Here is an 18495-nt window from a genome sequence, read left to right on the forward strand (position 1 = left end):
AAGCCCTTCCCTGATAACTCAAGGAAGGGCTTTTTCTATCTAGGCTTAAAACGAAGTTCTAACTACTTGTCGCGACCCACAAAAGCCACAACGACTTTGTCATTGCCAAGCGAGCGAGAGAACACGTACGCGCCTTCTTGTTCAATTACTTGATGCTGACCCGCACCAATCGCTGAGTGCGCTTTACGGAACTGACCAAGAGTTTGCCAGTGTTTGAGCAGCGCTTGCTTCTCATCAGATAGCTTCCATACCATGTCAGAACGAGTGCCTTGGTGGAAATCGTCCGCGTAAGGACCAATGTTACGACCAACTTCATCACCATAGTAAACCTGAACAGCACCAGGGCTTAGAAGCAGTGCATTCGCGGCGTTACGCTGCATACCGTAATCTTTGAAGCGAGAGAAGAACAGCTCGGTATCGTGAGAAGACATGTAGCTCACAGGGTTAAAGTCTTTCTCATTGGCGATAGTGTCCGCATAGCTTTGGTAAGTGTCTGCCATTTGGCTGAAACACGCCGCGCCTTTATCTAATTTCTTCTGCATGTCGAAGTTAATCAACGCATCAAAGCCATCGTCAAAGTAAGGGCTGCGATAAGCGCTATGTCCCCATACTTCACCCATCATCCAGAATGGCTGACCTGACTTGCCGTTCTCTTTACGCCACTGCTCAAGGCTGCTTGATGCCTCTTCTTTCAAGCGTTTCCACACATCGCCTTCAACGTGCTTCACCGTATCAACACGGTAACCATCAATACCAAAGCGTTTCACCCAATCAGTTTGCCACTCAATCAAGTAATCCGAGACGGTGTAATTGTCACGCGCCTCTACGCGAGTACCAGGGTTATCCAATAGCCACTGCGCAGGCTTCACGGCTTTGTCTGATTCAGTGATAAAGTCAGGCAAACCCGCCAATGACATGGTGATATCACTGCTGCCCGGAGCTGGGTATCCTGGTAGACCTGTTCTTACCCAGTCACCGCCCCACCATTTCGCCCAGTTTGGACTCTGGTAATCAATATTCTGGTGGTAGCTATGCCAGTTTTCGCCCGCTTTTGGTTTCCAATCCCCCCACTTCTTAGGTAGGTCAGCGTTTGGTTTTAACACCTCAATGCCGTCAAATTGCAAATCGGCTAGCGTTGAGTAACCGGTGTGGTTGATTACTGCGTCCATCAAGACTTTAAGGCCACGTTTGTGTGCCTCTTCCACCAGCTTTTTCAGATCATCTTCGTTACCGAAGTTCTCATCAATCTTGGTGAAATCACGCGTCCAGTAACCGTGGTAAGCGTAGAATGGGAATGAGCCGCTATCACCGCCGCCAACAAAACCATGCACTTGCTCAACGATTGGCGACAACCAAATCGCATCTGTACCTAGGCTCTTTATGTAATCTAGCTTTTCGATCACACCTTTTAGGTCACCACCGTGAAAGGTACCAATCTCTTCTTTACCGTCTTTCTTGCGACCATAGCTGTTGTCATTGCTCGTATCAGCATTATTGAAACGGTCGACCATCACGAAGTAAATGTTGGCATTGCGGTAATCAAACGGCACTGCTTCTTTGGTTTTCTTCACTGGCTCTAGTAGCACCAAACCGCCTGAATCTTTGCTTGGTGTCAGCGATACTTGCTGATCTTTTACTTCGACCATCTGACCAGAATAGGCATCACGCAACTTGGTGCCATCGGGGAAACTGTCACCCAGCGCGATGGTGACTTCGCCGCCTTGGTAAACCTCACATTGCACTTGTGGGATTGGGCGTTTAAATTCTGTCTTGGCAGCTTTCTTAGGCTCTCGCTTGAAGCGTAGAGTTTTGGCTTCCACATCAAAAGCAAAAGAGTAATCGCCAGTAAAACGGATTTTTAAAGGCAGTTCTGTTGGCTTTCCACAGTTCAGCGCGATAGGTTTGTTGAACTTGACCTTCTGACCATCAGGCGCGACACAGTCGCCTTCAATACCCGTGATTTTGAGCGTGTATCCGTCTTTGGTTAAGGGCACAACCAAAGGCTGCTCTGCACTTAACGGAAAGTCACGGCTGTTGGTCGTGGTAGCAATGGTGATGTTTGGCTCGGCGATGGCACTTGCCGATGCAAGCAATAAGGTAGTCGTAATCAGATTCAGTTTCATCGTTCAGTCCATTGGTTGCGCATAGGCGCAGTATTCGTGTTGTAGTTTTATTCACACTAATAGTAAATGGATGAAAAACTGAGCACATCATTCTGAAAAGCTACGCCCTAAAGCTTGTGACGCTTCACATTTTGCTTTTATGGGGGCGTAGTTCTACTTATGAGCAGGGTAAAAAGGAGTTTAAAGCTGAACGCTACCAAGGTTACGCATTTGTCTCATCGCCCAATTGACGCGGCTGATGGTGTAAGAAGTCTGAGGGTAAACTTTGATGCGATACGGATTTGGCAGCACCACCGCAAGCCTTGCTGCTTGGCGTGTTGAAAGTTGTTTAGCAGGAATACCAAAGTAGTTTTGCGCAGCGGCTTCCGCGCCATAAATACCTGGACCAAACTCCACCACATTCAAATACACTTCAAGAATGCGTTTTTTACTCCACATTGCTTCCATCAGCAGAGCAAAATAAAGCTCATACGCTTTGCGCACATAAGAGTGTGAAGGAAACAGAAACACGTTCTTTGCAGTTTGCTGAGTAATCGTGCTCGCACCGCGAGAGGGACCGTTCTCGCCAGACTCTGAGATCACTTTAAACAAGGAATCAAAATCCACTCCGTAATGGGTCGGGAACTTTTGATCTTCTGTCGCAATCACGGCCAGTTGAATGTGTTTAGAAATATCACTCAAAGGCACCCATTCATTTTGACTCTCTTCAGGAAATCCTTCAGGAGGAGAAATTATGCGGCTGATCTTCCATCCCCAAATTGGTGGATCGATGTATTTCACTATGCCAACGAGCATCACTGGTAAAAGCAAAAGCACCAATAAGATATTGAACAGAAGGGATTTAATCTTTCTCAAAGTCCGACCTAGCCTAATTTCATAAAACAATATGATGCAAGTATAGAGTATGCAGTCTGTTTATCGTTAGTGAAAACTTGGTTAAAAAAAAGCCCGATTTACAATGTAAAACGGGCTTAGAATTTGATTAGACTAAATTATTTGTGCAGCTTGTAGAACACGGTTGAAAGTGGAGGTAAACGAAGCTCAAGTGATTGAGGCAGTGATTCACTTTCAACTTTTTCCGTTTTCACAATGGTCAGCACTTTAAAATCGCTGCCGCCGTATTTGCTGTCGTCTGTATTCAGTAGCAGTTCGTATTGACCTGCATTTGGAACACCTAAACGGAAACGCTCGTGTGGTACGGGCGTAAAGTTGGTGATGATCAGAATACGCTCACCTTCTTTACTAATACGCTCGTGCGCTAGGATGCTCGCATCCGCTTCGTCTTGTAGACGCCACTCAAAACCAGCAGGAACACAATCTTGATCGTGCATCGCCGCTTCATTTCGGTATAAGTGGTTCAAATCTCGCATCAGCTTTTGGACACCTTGATGACGCTGATATTCCAGTAAGAACCATTGCAACTGATCATCGTGGTTCCACTCCGCCGTTTGGCCAATTTCCGCGCCCATAAAGTTCAGCTTTTTGCCCGGTTGACCATACATATAACCGTAGTATGCTCGTAGGTTTGCGGTTTGCTGCCATTCATCACCCGGCATCTTGTTATGGATAGAGCCTTTGCCGTACACCACCTCATCGTGAGAGAGAGACAAGACGTAGTTCTCGCTGTGCGCATAAACCAGCGGGAATGTGATGGTATTGTGATGGTATTTGCGGTGAACAGGATCTTCTTTGATGTATGAAAGACTGTCGTGCATCCACCCCATATTCCACTTGAAGCCAAAACCTAAACCACCCATAAAGGTTGGCGCAGACACGCCCGGAAACGCCGTTGACTCTTCCGCAATCGTCATCGCATTCGGGAAGTGCTTGTACACTTCTTCGTTCATCCATTTTAAGGTTGCGATTGCGTCGTAGTTTTCGTTGCCACCGTCGACGTTTGGTACCCACTGATCGTGACTACGTGAATAATCGAGATAGAGCATCGACGCGACAGCGTCCACGCGAATGCCATCGATATGGAATTGTTCAAACCAGTACAGCGCATTCGATACAAGGAAGCGACGCACATGTTCACGGCCTAAATCATAGATGTATGAGTTCCAGTCTTGGTGCCAACCGCGACGCGGATCTGGATCATGGAACAGAGGCGTACCATCAAAGTTCGCTAAACCATGATCATCCGATGGGAAGTGCGCCGGTACCCAATCCAGCACAACACCGATACCAGCTTGGTGACACGCATCCACGAAGAATTTGAAATCATCAGGGGAGCCAAAGCGGCTAGTTGGTGCAAACAAGCCAACAGGTTGATAGCCCCATGAACCATAGAATGGATGCTCAGACACAGGCATAAGTTCAACGTGGGTGTAGCCCATATCCACAAGGTATGGCACCAACTGCTCCGCGAGTTCGCGGTAGTTCAGGAAATCACCTTTCTCGTCGCGCTTCCATGATCCAGCATGTAGCTCGTAAAACGATAACGCTTCATCACGCTTTTGCGTCACTGCACGGTTTTGCCATTTCGCATCTTGCCATTGGTAACGCTTGTGATCGTAAGTAATGGACGCGAACGATGGGTATTGCTCAGAGTAGAAACCCCAAGGGTCTTGTTTATGAGGAAGCCCTTCCCCATTTGGCCCTTTGAGCTCAAATTTGTATTGTACCCCCTCTTCCAGACCAGGAATGAATAGGCCCCAGATACCGTAGTCTAGGCGTTGCATTGGATGACGACGGCCATCCCATTGGTTGAAGCAACCCACAATGCTAACAGCCGATGCATGTGGTGCATAAACAAGGAAACGCACACCAGAGATGTTTTCACCGCCACGTTCTAGCGTGACAAAGTGTGCGCCCATGTAGTGATACATGTCTTTTGGCGTATGCAGATGCTCGTACTCTTGGTAGATATTGTGGTACTGGTACGGGTCATCAATAATTTGTTCAACACCATTCCAATCGACCGCTAAACGGTAGTGGGTCAGGTGTAAATCGCGTTGCTCTTTTAAGATGAAACCGCTGTCGCCATCACGCTCAAGCGCCACACGAGGTTCACCATTAACAAGCAGTTCAACCTTGTTTGCGCCCGGCATCCAAACTCTCAGCGAAGCTTCGTCGTCAATGAAAGGACCCAGCGCCGCAAATGGATCTGAGTAAGCCGCCTCAGCAAGCAGTTCGTATGCGCGTTCGTGTTGTTTCTTTATTTTCTTGGTTTTGGTGGTTTTCAAATCTTTCTCCCTAGAGCCAACATCCTTTTCAAGACCAGAGATCTGAATCAAACATCGGTTTCTCCACAGCCAACGTTGTGAACTCACAAAAAGACTCCGCTTCTCACATTCGTTGCGTAAACGGCGTCAAAATACAAAAATGCCCGCTATTGTCGCGGGCATAATAACGGTACTTCATCCTAACGGATTGTGTTTTAGGAATGAGTGACCTAGACGGAACTTTCGTACCTCTGAGCTAACAAAATTGGTAATCAGCTCGTCCATCTACGCCACTCTAGGCATCTTACTTACTCGCCTGTGCACGAACTTCAGTAAGGCGTTTAGAAATACGATTCACATCTTCACGGCTGAAGATTTCATCTAGGTTCATCGACAATTTACGACGCCAGTTTGGATACTCATCCACCGTACCAGGAATATTGACCGGTTGATCCATTTCTAGCCAGTCTTCAAGCTGCACACTAAGCAGTGCAGAGTCACCCGCGGCTACGTGCAGTTGCAGCGCTTCGCTTAGGTATGAATCCATTGGCACGTACTGAGCATCATGACCAATGCCTTCTGGCAGATAGCCATGCCAGCGAACACTGTCTAGAATGCCTTGTTTGCACTTCAAGCGGTCAGCGAATAGGCCTTCCAACTGCTGCTCATCAGGGTACAGACCAATCTCACGCCCCATCTTCAAGTCATCACAGTGCCAGAAACCGCGTAGTGTTGGCATATCGTGCGTACACAGCGCAGCCATAGACTGCTCAGCGTAGTGCTTCGGAGAAATAAAACCGCCGTCGTCTTTTGATGTTTCGAAGAAGAAGACTTTGTACGAATGCACACCCGCATCACGAAGGATATCAACGATTTCATCAGGTACAGTACCCAAGTCTTCACCGATTACAGAACACTGATGACGGTGAGATTCCAACGCTAGGATTGCTAGCATGTCTTCAACTGGGTAGTACAGGTATGCGCCTTCTGTCGCTTTCTCGCCTTTTGGAATCCACCAAAGGCGAAGCAGGCCAAGTACGTGGTCGATACGCAATGCTCCACAATGCTTCATGTTAGCACGTAGCAATTTGATGTAAGCGTCGTAGCCAGTCGCTTCTAAAACCTGAGGGTTAAGCGGAGGCAGACCCCAGTTTTGGCCTAGTGGACCAAGTACATCTGGTGGCGCACCGATGCTTGCATCCAATACTAGCGCGCCTTCGTCAGCCCATGTTTCGCTGCCTGAATCTGCAACACCAACCGCAAGGTCGCGGTACAAACCCACAGCCATGCCTTTTTCTTCGGCTAGCGCTTGCGCTTCTTTGATTTGATCGTCTGCGATCCATTGCAGGTACATGTACAAGTGAACACGATCTTGGTTGTCCTTAATGTACTTCTGAGTACCGGCTGCGTCGAATGTGCGGTATTTCTCAGGGAATACTGGCCAGCCCCACATGTTTGCATCTTCTGCATGTAAATCAGCATGAAGTGCATCGAATGCAGCTTGGTGTAGCAAGCTGTCGCCGCCTTTTTCAACAAAGTCCAAGAAGGCACGAGCGCGATCAGTGTTCTTGTCTAAATGGCGAGCTTTAAACTCACTGAATAGCAACGGAAGAACGCTCATTTTTAGTTGCGAAACTTCGGTGTAATTCACCCAATGAGAGTCTCGCGCTTTTTGTAAACGTTGTTGGAACTCTGCGCTACCAACACGCTGTTGTGCTTCTGCACTTAGCGCGAATTCAGGTACAGAGCTTACGTCGATGTACATGATGTTCAACCAACGACGAGAAGACGGGCTGTATGGGCTTGCCCCTTCTGGATTCGCAGGGAACAGCGAGTGAATCGGGTTCAAGCCAATGAAGTCACCGCCACGAGAGGCAATATCACTCACCAGTTGTTTTAGGTCGCCAAAATCACCGATGCCCCAGTTATGCTGAGTACGCAGTGTGTAAAGCTGGATACTAGGACCCCATAGCTTTTTGTGTTGGTTTAGATCGTCTTGTTTGAAACACGCTTTCGGCGTAATGATCAATGACATCTCGTAAGGTGTTTTACGACGCTTACGACTGATGATCAGTTTGTGATAACCCCAAGCCAAGTTCTTTGGCAATGCAAACACTAGAGGGCCACCCTCAGCACGCTCATCACGAACAATTTGGGACTGAAGATAGCCTTCAAGTACCTCTCCTTGTTCTGTTTCTAAACGCCAGCTGAATTCACTCTCACGAGCACTCGTACCTAGGTTTAGTTCCACTTCGACTGGTTCGCCGTCGCGTAAAACAAGAACAGGGGCTAGTACGTCTTTTTTATGTTTCTTTTCAGCAGAAGCCAGTAGTTTTTCATCACTGCTAGTATCGTAGCCAAGCGAAGCGAGCAAGCGGCGTAGCGTCTCCTCAGACACTTTAGCCTCATCTCCCCAAGCACTGACATAGCTATCAGCCAATCTCGCCATTTCCGCGACTTTCTTTAATGCTGTTTGTTCTTTCATCGCTTTCTCCGAAGGTAATACCAACACCTTCCATGTAGGGTTTTATTGTTATCAATAACTTCTTTTGGAAAATGACCAAAGGTAGCGCTTGGCTACCTTGGTCTTAACTAGGTTCTATTAGCGTTTCACCGCTTCAAGTTTCCAGATATTGTTCACGTAGTCTCGGATTGAGCGGTCTGACGTGAACTTGCCAACAAGGGCGGTATTAAGAATGGCCTTCTTCGCCCAGCCAGCTTGATCTTTATATTGTTCGCTCATGTCTTCGTGCGCTTTCACATACGATGCGAAGTCCGCAAGACATAGGTATGGGTCACCGCCATCCAGCAGGCTATCGTACGTTGCACGTAGTAGGCCCGGTTGACCTGGAGTGAATTCTTCACCCAGTAGTAGGTCCATGGACGCTTTGAGTAGGTGATCCGCGTTGTAGTAGTCAAATGGGTTATAACCTTGAGCTTTTAGCGCTTTCACACCTTCAACGTCTAGACCGAAGATGTAGATGTTCTCATCGCCCACTTCTTCACGAATTTCAACGTTCGCACCATCCATCGTACCGATAGTTAGGGCACCGTTTAGCGCCATCTTCATGTTACCTGTACCTGATGCTTCTTTACCCGCTAGCGAGATTTGTTGAGAAACGTCAGCCGCAGGGATAATGATTTCAGCCATGCTCACGCGGTAGTCAGGGATGAATACCACTTTCAGCTTGTTACCGATGCGAGGATCGTTGTTCACCTTGTCTGCAATCTTGTTGATTGCGAAGATGATTTCTTTCGCTAGGTGGTAACCCGGTGCTGCTTTTGCTGCGAAGAACACAACGCGTGGCGTACACTCAAAACCTGGTTCATTAAGAATACGGTGGTACAGAGACAGTACGTGTAGCAAGTCTAGATGCTGACGTTTGTACTCGTGCAGACGCTTGATTTGAACATCGAAGATTGCATTAGTATCGAGCTCGATACCCATGTTCTCTTTCACCCAAGTTGCTAGGCGTTCTTTGTTCTCTTTCTTCACTGCCATGAATTCTTTTTGGAATGTCGCGTCAGTAGCGTACTTCGCAATACCTTCAAGTTGCTCTAGTTTCGCTGGCCATTCTGGGCCGACTTTCTCAGTGATAAGCTGAGACAGACCTGGGTTACAGAACTTCAACCAGCGACGTGGCGTAATACCGTTCGTTACGTTGTGTAGACGTGTCGGGTACATTTCGTGGAACTCTGGGAATAGGTCTTTCTTAACCAATTCAGAGTGAAGTGCTGCTACACCGTTTACTGCGTAAGAGCCGATTACACATAGGTTTGCCATGCGAACCATGCGGTGGAAACCTTCTTCGATGATAGAAAGCTTCTGTTGCTTCGCGACATCACCCGGCCACATTGCACGTACGTCTTGTAGGAAGCGGTGGTTGATCTCGTAAATGATCTCCATGTGACGTGGTAGCAGGTGCTGGATTAGCGACTCTGGCCATGTCTCTAGTGCTTCTGGAAGTAGCGTGTGGTTGGTGTACGCAAATGTCTTAGAGCTGATTTCCCAAGCCGCTTCCCAAGCTAAACCTTTTTCATCCATCAGGATGCGCATTAGTTCAGGAATCGCAATCGTTGGGTGTGTATCGTTAAGCTGGATAGTTTCTTGCTTAGGTAGATCCGCTAGCGAGTAGCCCGCAGCTTCGTGGCGACGTAGGATGTCACGTACAGACGCTGCTGAGTGGAAGTACTGCTGCATTAGACGCAGTGTTTTACCTTTCTCGTGGTTGTCATTCGGGTAAAGCACTTTAGTGATGTTACCTGCGTCGATCAGTGCGTGCTGAGCTTCGAAGTAATCACCATTGTTAAAGCTTGCTAGTGAAAATGGTGCAATCGCCTGACATTCCCAAAGACGTAGCGGGTAAACCGTGTCTGATTCGTAACCCACAATTGGAAGATCCCAAGGCATTGCTCTTACTGTCATGCCTGGTACCCATTTGCGAACCTCTTTACCGTTCTCGTTAATCACTTCAACGTGACCGTAGAAACCGATCTCTTGCGCAAGTTCTGGACGCGCAATTTCCCAAGGGTAGCCTTCTACACCGCGCCATGCGTCAGGTGCTTCTTGCTGGCGACCATCTTTGAATGACTGTTTAAATAGACCGTATTCGTAATGTAAACCATAGCCGACAGTTGGGAATTCTTGTGCCGCACATGAATCCATGAAACACGCAGCCAGACGACCAAGGCCACCGTTACCCAATGATGGGTCGCGCTCTTCTTCTAGCAGATCAGTTAGGTTGTAACCCAGTTCATCCATTGCTTCTGTTACTTGTTCATACAGACCCATGCTGATTAGGTTGTTACCCGTCAAACGACCGATAAGGAATTCTAGCGAAAGGTAGTTAACGCTCTTCGCACTTTTAATGCGTGGATCTTCTTCTGTCGCAAGCAAATCTAGAGTAGTAAATTCAGCCAGAGCATGCCCCATTGCTAGGTACCATGCGCGGCTGTCTGCGTTTTCAATCGTATGAGCGTAAGTTACAGATAAGTGTTTCTTTACGCTTTCTTGGAACGACTTCTTGTCAAATTGTTTTTGTTGAGTAGGTTTCATTACGAAATTCTCACGTCTTTTGGTAATTCATCTGCCATACATCGTGCATTTACCTCTGTGAATAAACATCCTCCTAATTCTCATCCTTTGAAGGAGGAGGGCTGAGGGCGTAGAGGGGGTACCATTGCTAGGTTAGTGATCCAAATCTCAACAAAGTGAACTTTGCACCAGTTCTTAGTGATTTTGATCACAATGGAATGTGAGAAAGGTTAAAACCCGTTCATGACGCTTTTTATAGTCCACTCATCTGATGATGTGAAAATTGTAATATCGGTCACATTAACTCGGTCAGCGTAGAAGAACTTTTCGTAATCTATGTGCAACGCGATCTTAACGCTAACGAAACAAACGACATTTAAGTGACGACAATCACAAATAAAGGGCGTAGTTGATGGTAAATCCATCAACCCTTGAGAATTAGGAAGTGGATCAAAGTAACGAACATTTCTGATGTCGTAACATCCCTCTCAGCTCACAGGATTGTACGCTTTTTATACAAGCTAGAATTAGGCGATGTGAGTTATTTCTAGTTTTCGCTAGCTTTTATATCTAAGTGACCGTATGGAATGGTTTTTCAGACGGACGCAAGCCCCAATAGTAGCGACATTATCCGGTATTCAAACAGTGTTTTTGATGCTGATGACATCATTCAGTAAGACGGCTTTCAAGGGGGCTTTACTAGAATGATCACGTTGCTGTCATTTGGGTATACATAAATAAGGACATAACTACTAATGTGGATTCCATCTAAGCTTACTCGACCAGGACGCCTGCACAATGCCATCGTGCGCCCACGAGTGTTGGACTTACTACAGCAAGCGCCTTACTACAAATTGGTTTTATTCCGATCCCCAGCAGGTTACGGAAAAACAACAATGGCAGCGCAGTGGCTATCCGATAAGCCAAACGTCGGTTGGTACAGCATTGATGACAGCGATAACGACGGCTTTCGCTTTGTAAACTATCTGCTTCAAGCATTAAACAAAGCCACCAACTTCAGTTGCGCTAACGCACAAAAACTGGCGGAAAAACGTCAGATCTCGTCTTTACGCTCCCTATTTAGCGAAGTATTCGCTGAAATGGCTGACTTTCATCAAGAATGCTACGTGGTGCTTGATGACTACCATTTAATCACGAATGATGAAATCCATGAATCAATGCGTTTCTTCTTAAAGCACATGCCAGACAACCTCACCGTTGTGGTAACCAGTCGTGCAGCGCCGCCTCTGGGCACTGCAAACTTACGTGTTCGTGATTTAATGATCGAAATCGGCAACGAGATGTTGGCGTTTGATACCGAAGAAACCACTCGCTTCTTTAACCAGCGTATCGCCGATGGTATTGATGAAGACATGGCGAACAGCCTAAGAACCTATGTTGAAGGTTGGCCATCGGCGATGCAGTTGATCGCATTACAAGCCCAACATCAAAACCGCACATTGGCACAAACTGTAGAGTCGGTATCGCAGTTCAATCACGCGCACTTGTGGGATTACTTGGTCGAAGAAGTGTTTGACCTACTCGATCACGAAACTCGTCACTTTTTAATGCAAGTATCCGTGCTTGACCACTTCAATGATGAGCTAGTGTTTGCCCTTACCCAACGCGAAGATGCACTGGGAATGATTGAATCGCTTAACCGTTACGGCTTATTCATTTACCCACTCGAAGGGGAACAGAACTGGTTCCGATTCCATAACTTATTTGGCGAGTTTTTGTCTCATGAGCGCCAAGCTCGTATTCCTCAGCAAGAAAAAGATCTCCACCGCAATGCTGCTATCGCTTGGTTACAACAAAAAGCACCACACCAAGCGATTCATCATGCACAAAAATCGAATGATAAGGACTTAGTGGTAGAGATCCTAAACGAATTCGGCTGGAAGATGTTTAACCAAGGCGAACTCAGCACACTGGAAAGCTCAATTAACAAGTTGGACGATGATCTGTTGTTCAGCCACCCAAAACTTACGATGCTCCGAGCATGGTTGGCTCAAAGTCAGCATCGTTATAACCAAGTGGGCCACCTGCTTGAAGAAGCGGAAGAGGAACACAAAAAGCGTAACATTGCGTTAGATATTCATTATCAAGGTCAAGCAAACGCGTTGCTTGCTCAAGTGGCTATCAACAGTAACCAACCAGAAAAAGCTCTCGAATTAGCGGAGTTAGCGCTTAGCCAACTTGATAACACAATTTACCGTAGCCGAATTGTGGCGACTTCGGTTGTTGGTGAAGTTAACCACGTGCTAGGTAAACTAGACCGTGCTTTGCCGATGATGCAACAAACTGAAAAGCTAGCTCGTCAGTATCAGGTATATCACCAAGCGTTATGGGCAATATTGCAGCAAAGCGAGATTTTAATTGCACAAGGTTACGTGCAAGCTGCCTTTGAACTACAAGATTCCGCATTCCGTCTGATTGAAGATCAGCAGCTTCAGCATGTTCCTCTTCATGAATTTTTGCTGCGTATTCGCGCGCAAGTACTTTGGTGCTGGAACCGACTTGATGAAGCGGAAGAATGCGCGTACAAAGGTCTGCAAATTCTCGAAAACCATTCACCAAGCAAGCACTTACATAGCTATTCGATGTTGGCGCGTATTGCGATTGGACGCGGTGAATTAGACAAAGCCGGTAAATTCATTGAGCACATCCAACACTTGATGAAACAGTCGACTTACCATGTAGATTGGACTGCAAACGCTTCACTATCGTTGATTCTATTTTGGCAAGCGCGCGGGAATACCGATGCAATGCAAGAATGGCTCAACACTGCGGTTCGTCCTGAATCGGCATGCAACCACTTTTCTCAATTGCAATGGCGTAACATTGCCCGCGCCCACATTAACTTAGGCCAATATACCGACGCTCGTGCTGCGTTAGATTTCCTCCAAGGTGAAGCTCGTCGCACTAACCTAATCACAGATACTAATCGCAACTTAGTGGTTGAAGCGGTCCTTTCTGCTCGCCAAAAAGATGAGGAGCAAGCCAAGGCTTTGTTAAAAGAAGCATTAGTAATGACGAACCAAACTGGCATGGTCGGAAACTTCCTGATTGATGGTGCAACCATTGGCGGTCTGCTGGAGAAGTTGAGCCTCCGCCATGAACTGGGCGATCTTGAGCGTCACCGTGCTCAACAGTTAATGAAGGACATTTCATCGAATCAACGTAGCCGGTCGATTCACTTTGATGAAGACTTTATTGAAAAGTTGGTGAATCACCCTAATGTGCCAGAGCTAGTACGTACCAGCCCATTAACACAACGCGAATGGCAGGTTCTGGGGCTGATTTATTCAGGCTTTAGTAACGAGCAAATCGCACAAGAGCTGGATGTGGCAGGTACGACAATTAAAACCCACATTCGCAACCTGTACCAAAAGCTTAATATTGCTAATCGTAAAGAAGCCATTGTGACAGCTGAAAATTTGCTGCAGTTGATGGGATACTGAACTGCTCGATAAACGGGTTAAAACGTAAAGTAAAACATAAGGGTTGGCGTAACACGTCAGCCCTTTTTTATGACTGACAGTAAGAGAAGTGCAATTTGCAAAGCACGTAAGTAACGTTGTTCATATAAAAAAATAGCCAACCGCAATAATCGCGATTGGCTTATATTTAGTGTGAACAAATTGTATTCACTAACAACGTCAGTTGGCTAGGTGACCCTCGGCTTAAGAAGGGTCGAGCAGTATTATGCATTAATCATGCCAAAATGCAAAGACTTATTTTTGGGCACAAGATCTCATATAAGCTGGATTTATTCACGCGCAAATTATCAAAATGCAATTTTATAATGCAAATTGCAATTGCATAATGCAACCAAGATTGATAATTGATAGTAGAGTTAATCATCTCAAAAATGTAAACCAAGCATTAAAAGCTCGTTACGGCGGCATTGTCTCTTGGCGGGTAATAAAGATAGGCAATAGATTGGATATAAAACCAAGTAGTTACAGCACTATTTCATACTTTTTTCATCGCAATGTTTGTATACTCTCTGCCATCGAAACGACTTAGCATTAGAGCAATGAACTACTTAATTACTTTCTTCAAGGGAATCGCCATGGGTGCAGCAGATGTTGTACCTGGTGTATCTGGCGGCACCATCGCGTTTATCACTGGTATTTACGATACGCTGCTTGAAAGCATTCGACGCATTAACCCCTCACTTTTCTCTATCTGGCGAAAAGAAGGGTTTAAAGCCGCGTTTAATCACATCAACGGATTCTTCCTTATCGCTCTGTTTGCCGGCATTTTCACCAGTATTGCAACGCTAGCAAAGTTGATTACTTGGCTTCTTGACACACACCCGATCCCACTTTGGTCATTTTTCTTTGGTCTAATTTTGGTCTCTGTGTATCACATTATTCGTCAGGTTGAGCAACGCGATCTTGTCCGCTTTGTCATTCTGCTCGTTGGTGTCGGGTTTGCTTATAGTATTACTGTGCTCAAACCTTTACACATGGAACCAACGGCCATTAACACCTTATTCGCTGGAGCTATCGCGATTTGTGCGATGATCTTGCCGGGTATCTCTGGCAGTTTTATTTTGCTGCTGATTGGCATGTATGCTCCTGTATTAGCCGCAGTGAAAGGTTTTCAAGTCGATACATTAGCGCTATTTTTGTCTGGCTGCGTGATCGGTTTACTGTCCTTCTCTCACTTATTGTCGTGGTTACTACGCAAGTTCCGTGATTTCACCCTGATGTTTTTGACTGGATTAATGATTGGTACGTTGCCAAAGATTTGGCCATGGAAAGAAACCATCACTTGGCGCACCAATTCGAAGGGCGAACAAGTGCCATTGCTACAGCACAACCTATCACCATTTGAATTTGAACACGTGACATCACAACCTTCTCAGTTAGTACTTGCTGTCGTAATGATGCTTGCAGCCATTGCTCTGGTTTTGGGTCTAGAGAAATTCGCAGATTCAGATAAATAACTTTGGTATCAAACACATACTGAACCAAATAAAAACGGAGCCAATTGGCTCCGTTTTTATCTATTGGCTGAGGGCAAAACATCTCAATTGAAAACTCTGCTGTATTTGATGCAATAAAGTCCGTCGCGTTACTAAGAAGCTGGTCACCGAGGTATAACGCACAATTTACCGAGGTCACGAGTTGGCGAGCGGCGCATCTGTGCTACGATGCTCGTAATGTTAAGTGATAAATGCTGAACCTTAATGAAACTGTTACAAATCGCCGCTGTTTCAGCCGCATTAGTTGCGGGATTTTATGCCCCGACTCTAATAAAAAGCTTTTCTTCTTCCACTCAAAGCAAGTCAATAGATGAATACTGCTTTCTCTCTACAACCTCTTGCGTCCAAGAAAATGTTACGATGACGCTAAACTCAGAAACTGCTCAACCCTTGGTTCCTACCACTCTAAATGTTGAGTGGCATACAAGCGATGCTAAGCAACTCATCCTAAGTCTTTCAGGAAGAGAAATGGAGATGGGTGAGCCTAAGTTTTTGCTGAAGCAAATCGCTCCTGGCCAATATCAAGGTGACATCATTCTCCCGGTTTGCACGGAGGATGCAATGACTTGGGTTGGTGAACTCAGTGATGGAGAGAGTACCGTTTACCCTGCTATAAAAATGCAAAGATAAGGAATCGTTATGAGCCGCAATTGGTCCCTATTTCTCGTAGCTGCTTTCGCACTCGGGTTTGGCGTAAAGAGCTATTTAGATAATCAAAAAACGAAGCCAGAGCAAGTGGACAGTTCCACCTCTCAACAAACGGTATTGTTTGGGGAAAATAACCAAGCCGTCAATATCTTCGATGTGAATGACCCTCGCATCCGAGTCGTCTATTTTGGCTTTACTCGCTGCCCAGACGTTTGCCCAACTTCTCTTGCAATGCTGGCAGGAGCACTGAATCAAATTGACGACGCGCAAAAAGCGCAACTACGCCCGATGTTCATTTCTTTAGACCCAGAGCGTGATGAGGCCGATGCATCAGCAAAATATGCCCATTACTTCCATCCAATGATTGAAGGCCTATCGGCACCACTTGATGTAACGACACCTTTGGCACACAACTATGGTGTCATTTTCCGCAAGACAGAATTGGAAGGCTCGGAACTAAAATACACGCTGGATCATAGCTCTTACTTTTACTTCTTGAAGCCGGATGGCACGTTAATCACTAAAGTACCACATACGCTCTCACCGGCACCGATTGTTGAAGCCATTTCAAAACTAACGACCGAAGACTCTTCAAATGACGGTTAAGTCAGTGCTGAAGCAATTTTTCAATTTCCTAACTCATACCAACCCCAATGTCGAACAAGACGTCGACACGATCATTGACGCCATTGGGGGCATAGAGAACCTGCTAGAAACTGGTGCATGTGCGACTCGGCTGCGTCTTACCCTCAGAGAGACGTCCGTCATCGATAAGAACGCACTCAAAAATCATGGCGCGCATGGCGTCGTGATATTGGATGATCGTCATGTCCAAATCATATACGGCTTAAAAGCCAACACGTATTCGCAAATTGTGGAAGAGCGCATCACAAAACAAAGTTAATATTTTTGCAGTATAGCTACCCTCTTTAAAAAACGGCGGCTATACTCTTTTGGCTTAATTAACTCACTTATTTATTAACCAACGAAGAGGACACAAGATGATTGTATTGAATAACACTAACTGGGCATCGCAAGGGTAACCCTAACAGCACCAACTCTGTGGCATAACCACAACTTCCCCTTCTCTGCCCGGTCTTCACCGGGGTCAACTCTATCCGAATTAGACCCTAATGCGATTTGTATTAAGGCGCTTTGTTGCGTCTGGGATAATTCAATAATGAATCAAACACATACTTTTTGTGACACATTAGTTTCAACTTCAAACCCTCTAAAACAATTGGGTTGGAAACCATTTTTTCAGCAACAACTGACATTAGACGATTACGACAACACTATCTTTGCTCGTGTAATTGCGCATCACCGAAGTGGTTATTTATTGGCAACAGAAACTGGGCAAGTTCATCTTAATGCCCACCATTCTTTACCCAATATGACCGTCGGAGACTGGGTAATCTTAAATGAAGATCAGCAATTTGTTCGCTTACTGGATCGCTTGAGCCTCTTTAGCCGCAAAGCCGCTGGCAGCAAAGTGGCAGAGCAACTCATCGCAGCCAATGTGGATACAGTGTTTATCGTCTGTTCCCTTAACGACGACTTCAATTTAAGTCGTATTGAACGTTATCTTTCCTTGGCTCATGAAGCCGAAGTCGAACCCGTCATCGTGCTTTCCAAAGCCGATTTGTGTGACAATACTGATGAACTAAAAAGCCAAGTACAGAAGCTCGACCCTCTATTAGCTATAGAGACAGTCAACGGCTTAGAAATAGAGAGTGCTTCTAAACTCATGACCTGGTGCAAAGAAGGACAAACCCTCGCTTTTATCGGTTCTTCAGGCGTTGGCAAATCAACTCTTGTTAATGCATTACTCGGGCAACAAGAACAGGCAACTGGGCATATTCGTGAAGACGATAGCAAAGGGCGACATACAACTACATCGCGCTCTATCCATCTATTACCTGATGGCGGCATCTTGATTGATACTCCGGGAATGCGCGAGCTTCAACTAGCAGATTGTGAATCGGGGGTCAGTGAGGCATTTTCTGACATTGAGGCGCTCGCTCAGCGTTGTCGCTTTGGCAATTGTAAGCACCAAACTGAGCCAGGCTGCGCAGTTCAAACTGCGATTGCAAATGGCAAACTGGAGGTTAGTCGTTTCAATAACTATCAAAAACTATTGCGAGAACAAGCCTTTAACGGCGCGACTTTGGCAGAGCAACGAGCACAAAGTCGACGATTCGGTAAACTTGCTCGCAATGCCATGAGTGATAAGCGCAGGCGCCAACAAAGTTATTAATTTGTTGCGTTTGAGTTGTCAATAAAATCAAAGGAGACGAAAGTCTCCTTTTTAACAACTTTATTAAAAACCATTACTCATAACTAATGATAATTTTCAACATAAAAATCTTATTTAAATAACATTGAGCAAACATTTAATCCAAAAACAAACTAAAACTAGACACAAAATATTACCAAGCTAAGATATGTGATATTCAGCAAGAAAATGGCTGAATTTATAAAAACAGGATAATTGATAATCATGTGTCTTAGTGACCAGAAGCAATG

The 18495-nt window shown here is 45.8% G+C and carries 11 protein-coding genes; 6 read left to right on the plus strand and 5 right to left on the minus strand.

Features of this window, described 5'->3' with window-relative positions; genetic code table 11:
* Positions 1-62: 62 nt before the first annotated feature.
* The 5 genes from R7E29_RS12085 to R7E29_RS12105 all read right to left on the minus strand — a co-directional run bounded on the left by R7E29_RS12085 (position 63) and on the right by R7E29_RS12105 (position 10343).
* A complete protein-coding gene (locus R7E29_RS12085) occupies positions 63-2123 on the minus strand; it encodes an alpha-amylase (RefSeq protein WP_054576573.1) in 2061 nt (686 codons plus the stop codon).
* Between the two features lie 180 nt (positions 2124-2303).
* Positions 2304-2978 carry a monofunctional biosynthetic peptidoglycan transglycosylase gene (mtgA, locus tag R7E29_RS12090; protein ID WP_053303908.1) on the minus strand — a complete coding sequence of 225 codons (675 nt, stop codon included), beginning with the start codon at positions 2976-2978 and terminating at the stop codon, positions 2304-2306.
* Between the two features lie 137 nt (positions 2979-3115).
* A complete protein-coding gene (gene glgB / locus R7E29_RS12095) occupies positions 3116-5308 on the minus strand; it encodes a 1,4-alpha-glucan branching protein GlgB (protein WP_025768638.1) in 2193 nt (730 codons plus the stop codon).
* Positions 5309-5591: 283 nt separating this feature from the next.
* Positions 5592-7772: a 4-alpha-glucanotransferase gene (gene malQ / locus R7E29_RS12100; protein ID WP_005374838.1), complete on the minus strand. Its 2181-nt coding sequence runs from the start codon at positions 7770-7772 to the stop codon at positions 5592-5594.
* Between the two features lie 117 nt (positions 7773-7889).
* Entirely contained in the window at positions 7890-10343 is a 2454-nt protein-coding gene (locus R7E29_RS12105; protein ID WP_054576572.1) for a glycogen/starch/alpha-glucan phosphorylase, read from the minus strand.
* A 734-nt stretch (positions 10344-11077) separates the two neighbouring features.
* Here R7E29_RS12105 and malT point away from each other — a divergent pair.
* The 6 genes from malT (at position 11078) to rsgA (ending at position 18226) form a co-directional block, all read left to right on the plus strand.
* Positions 11078-13786 carry an HTH-type transcriptional regulator MalT gene (gene malT / locus R7E29_RS12110; RefSeq protein WP_005374834.1) on the plus strand — a complete coding sequence of 903 codons (2709 nt, stop codon included), beginning with the start codon at positions 11078-11080 and terminating at the stop codon, positions 13784-13786.
* A 578-nt stretch (positions 13787-14364) separates the two neighbouring features.
* Complete coding sequence (locus tag R7E29_RS12115; RefSeq protein WP_017820124.1) at positions 14365-15282, plus strand: DUF368 domain-containing protein; 918 nt, start codon at positions 14365-14367, stop codon at positions 15280-15282.
* Positions 15283-15525: 243 nt separating this feature from the next.
* Positions 15526-15951, plus strand: coding sequence for a hypothetical protein (locus R7E29_RS12120; protein ID WP_031778871.1), 426 nt, complete (start codon positions 15526-15528; stop codon positions 15949-15951).
* A 9-nt stretch (positions 15952-15960) separates the two neighbouring features.
* Positions 15961-16575: an SCO family protein gene (locus R7E29_RS12125; RefSeq protein WP_005374827.1), complete on the plus strand. Its 615-nt coding sequence runs from the start codon at positions 15961-15963 to the stop codon at positions 16573-16575.
* Positions 16565-16873 (plus strand): glucose PTS transporter subunit EIIB, encoded by a 309-nt coding sequence (locus tag R7E29_RS12130; RefSeq protein ID WP_005374825.1) that lies wholly within the window; start codon positions 16565-16567, stop codon positions 16871-16873. The genes R7E29_RS12125 and R7E29_RS12130 overlap by 11 nt, the downstream gene beginning before the upstream one ends.
* 276 nt (positions 16874-17149) lie before the next feature.
* Complete coding sequence (gene rsgA / locus R7E29_RS12135) at positions 17150-18226, plus strand: ribosome small subunit-dependent GTPase A (protein WP_318082655.1); 1077 nt, start codon at positions 17150-17152, stop codon at positions 18224-18226.
* Positions 18227-18495 lie beyond the last annotated feature (269 nt).

The organism is Vibrio sp. Vb1729, from assembly GCF_033338655.1.
In the GTDB taxonomy this organism is placed as follows: Bacteria; Pseudomonadota; Gammaproteobacteria; order Enterobacterales; family Vibrionaceae; genus Vibrio; species Vibrio alginolyticus.

Excerpts from the sequence above, each read along its gene's own strand:
- R7E29_RS12085 (WP_054576573.1), bottom strand. The coding sequence starts at position 2,123 with ATGAAACTGAATCTGATTACGACTACCTTATTGCTTGCATCGGCAAGT.
- malQ (WP_005374838.1), bottom strand. The coding sequence starts at position 7,772 with ATGAAAGAACAAACAGCATTAAAGAAAGTCGCGGAAATGGCGAGATTG.
- R7E29_RS12105 (WP_054576572.1), bottom strand. The coding sequence starts at position 10,343 with ATGAAACCTACTCAACAAAAACAATTTGACAAGAAGTCGTTCCAAGAA.
- malT (WP_005374834.1), top strand. The coding sequence starts at position 11,078 with ATGTGGATTCCATCTAAGCTTACTCGACCAGGACGCCTGCACAATGCC.
- R7E29_RS12115 (WP_017820124.1), top strand. The coding sequence starts at position 14,365 with ATGAACTACTTAATTACTTTCTTCAAGGGAATCGCCATGGGTGCAGCA.
- R7E29_RS12120 (WP_031778871.1), top strand. The coding sequence starts at position 15,526 with ATGAAACTGTTACAAATCGCCGCTGTTTCAGCCGCATTAGTTGCGGGA.
- R7E29_RS12125 (WP_005374827.1), top strand. The coding sequence starts at position 15,961 with ATGAGCCGCAATTGGTCCCTATTTCTCGTAGCTGCTTTCGCACTCGGG.
- R7E29_RS12130 (WP_005374825.1), top strand. The coding sequence starts at position 16,565 with ATGACGGTTAAGTCAGTGCTGAAGCAATTTTTCAATTTCCTAACTCAT.
- rsgA (WP_318082655.1), top strand. The coding sequence starts at position 17,150 with ATGAATCAAACACATACTTTTTGTGACACATTAGTTTCAACTTCAAAC.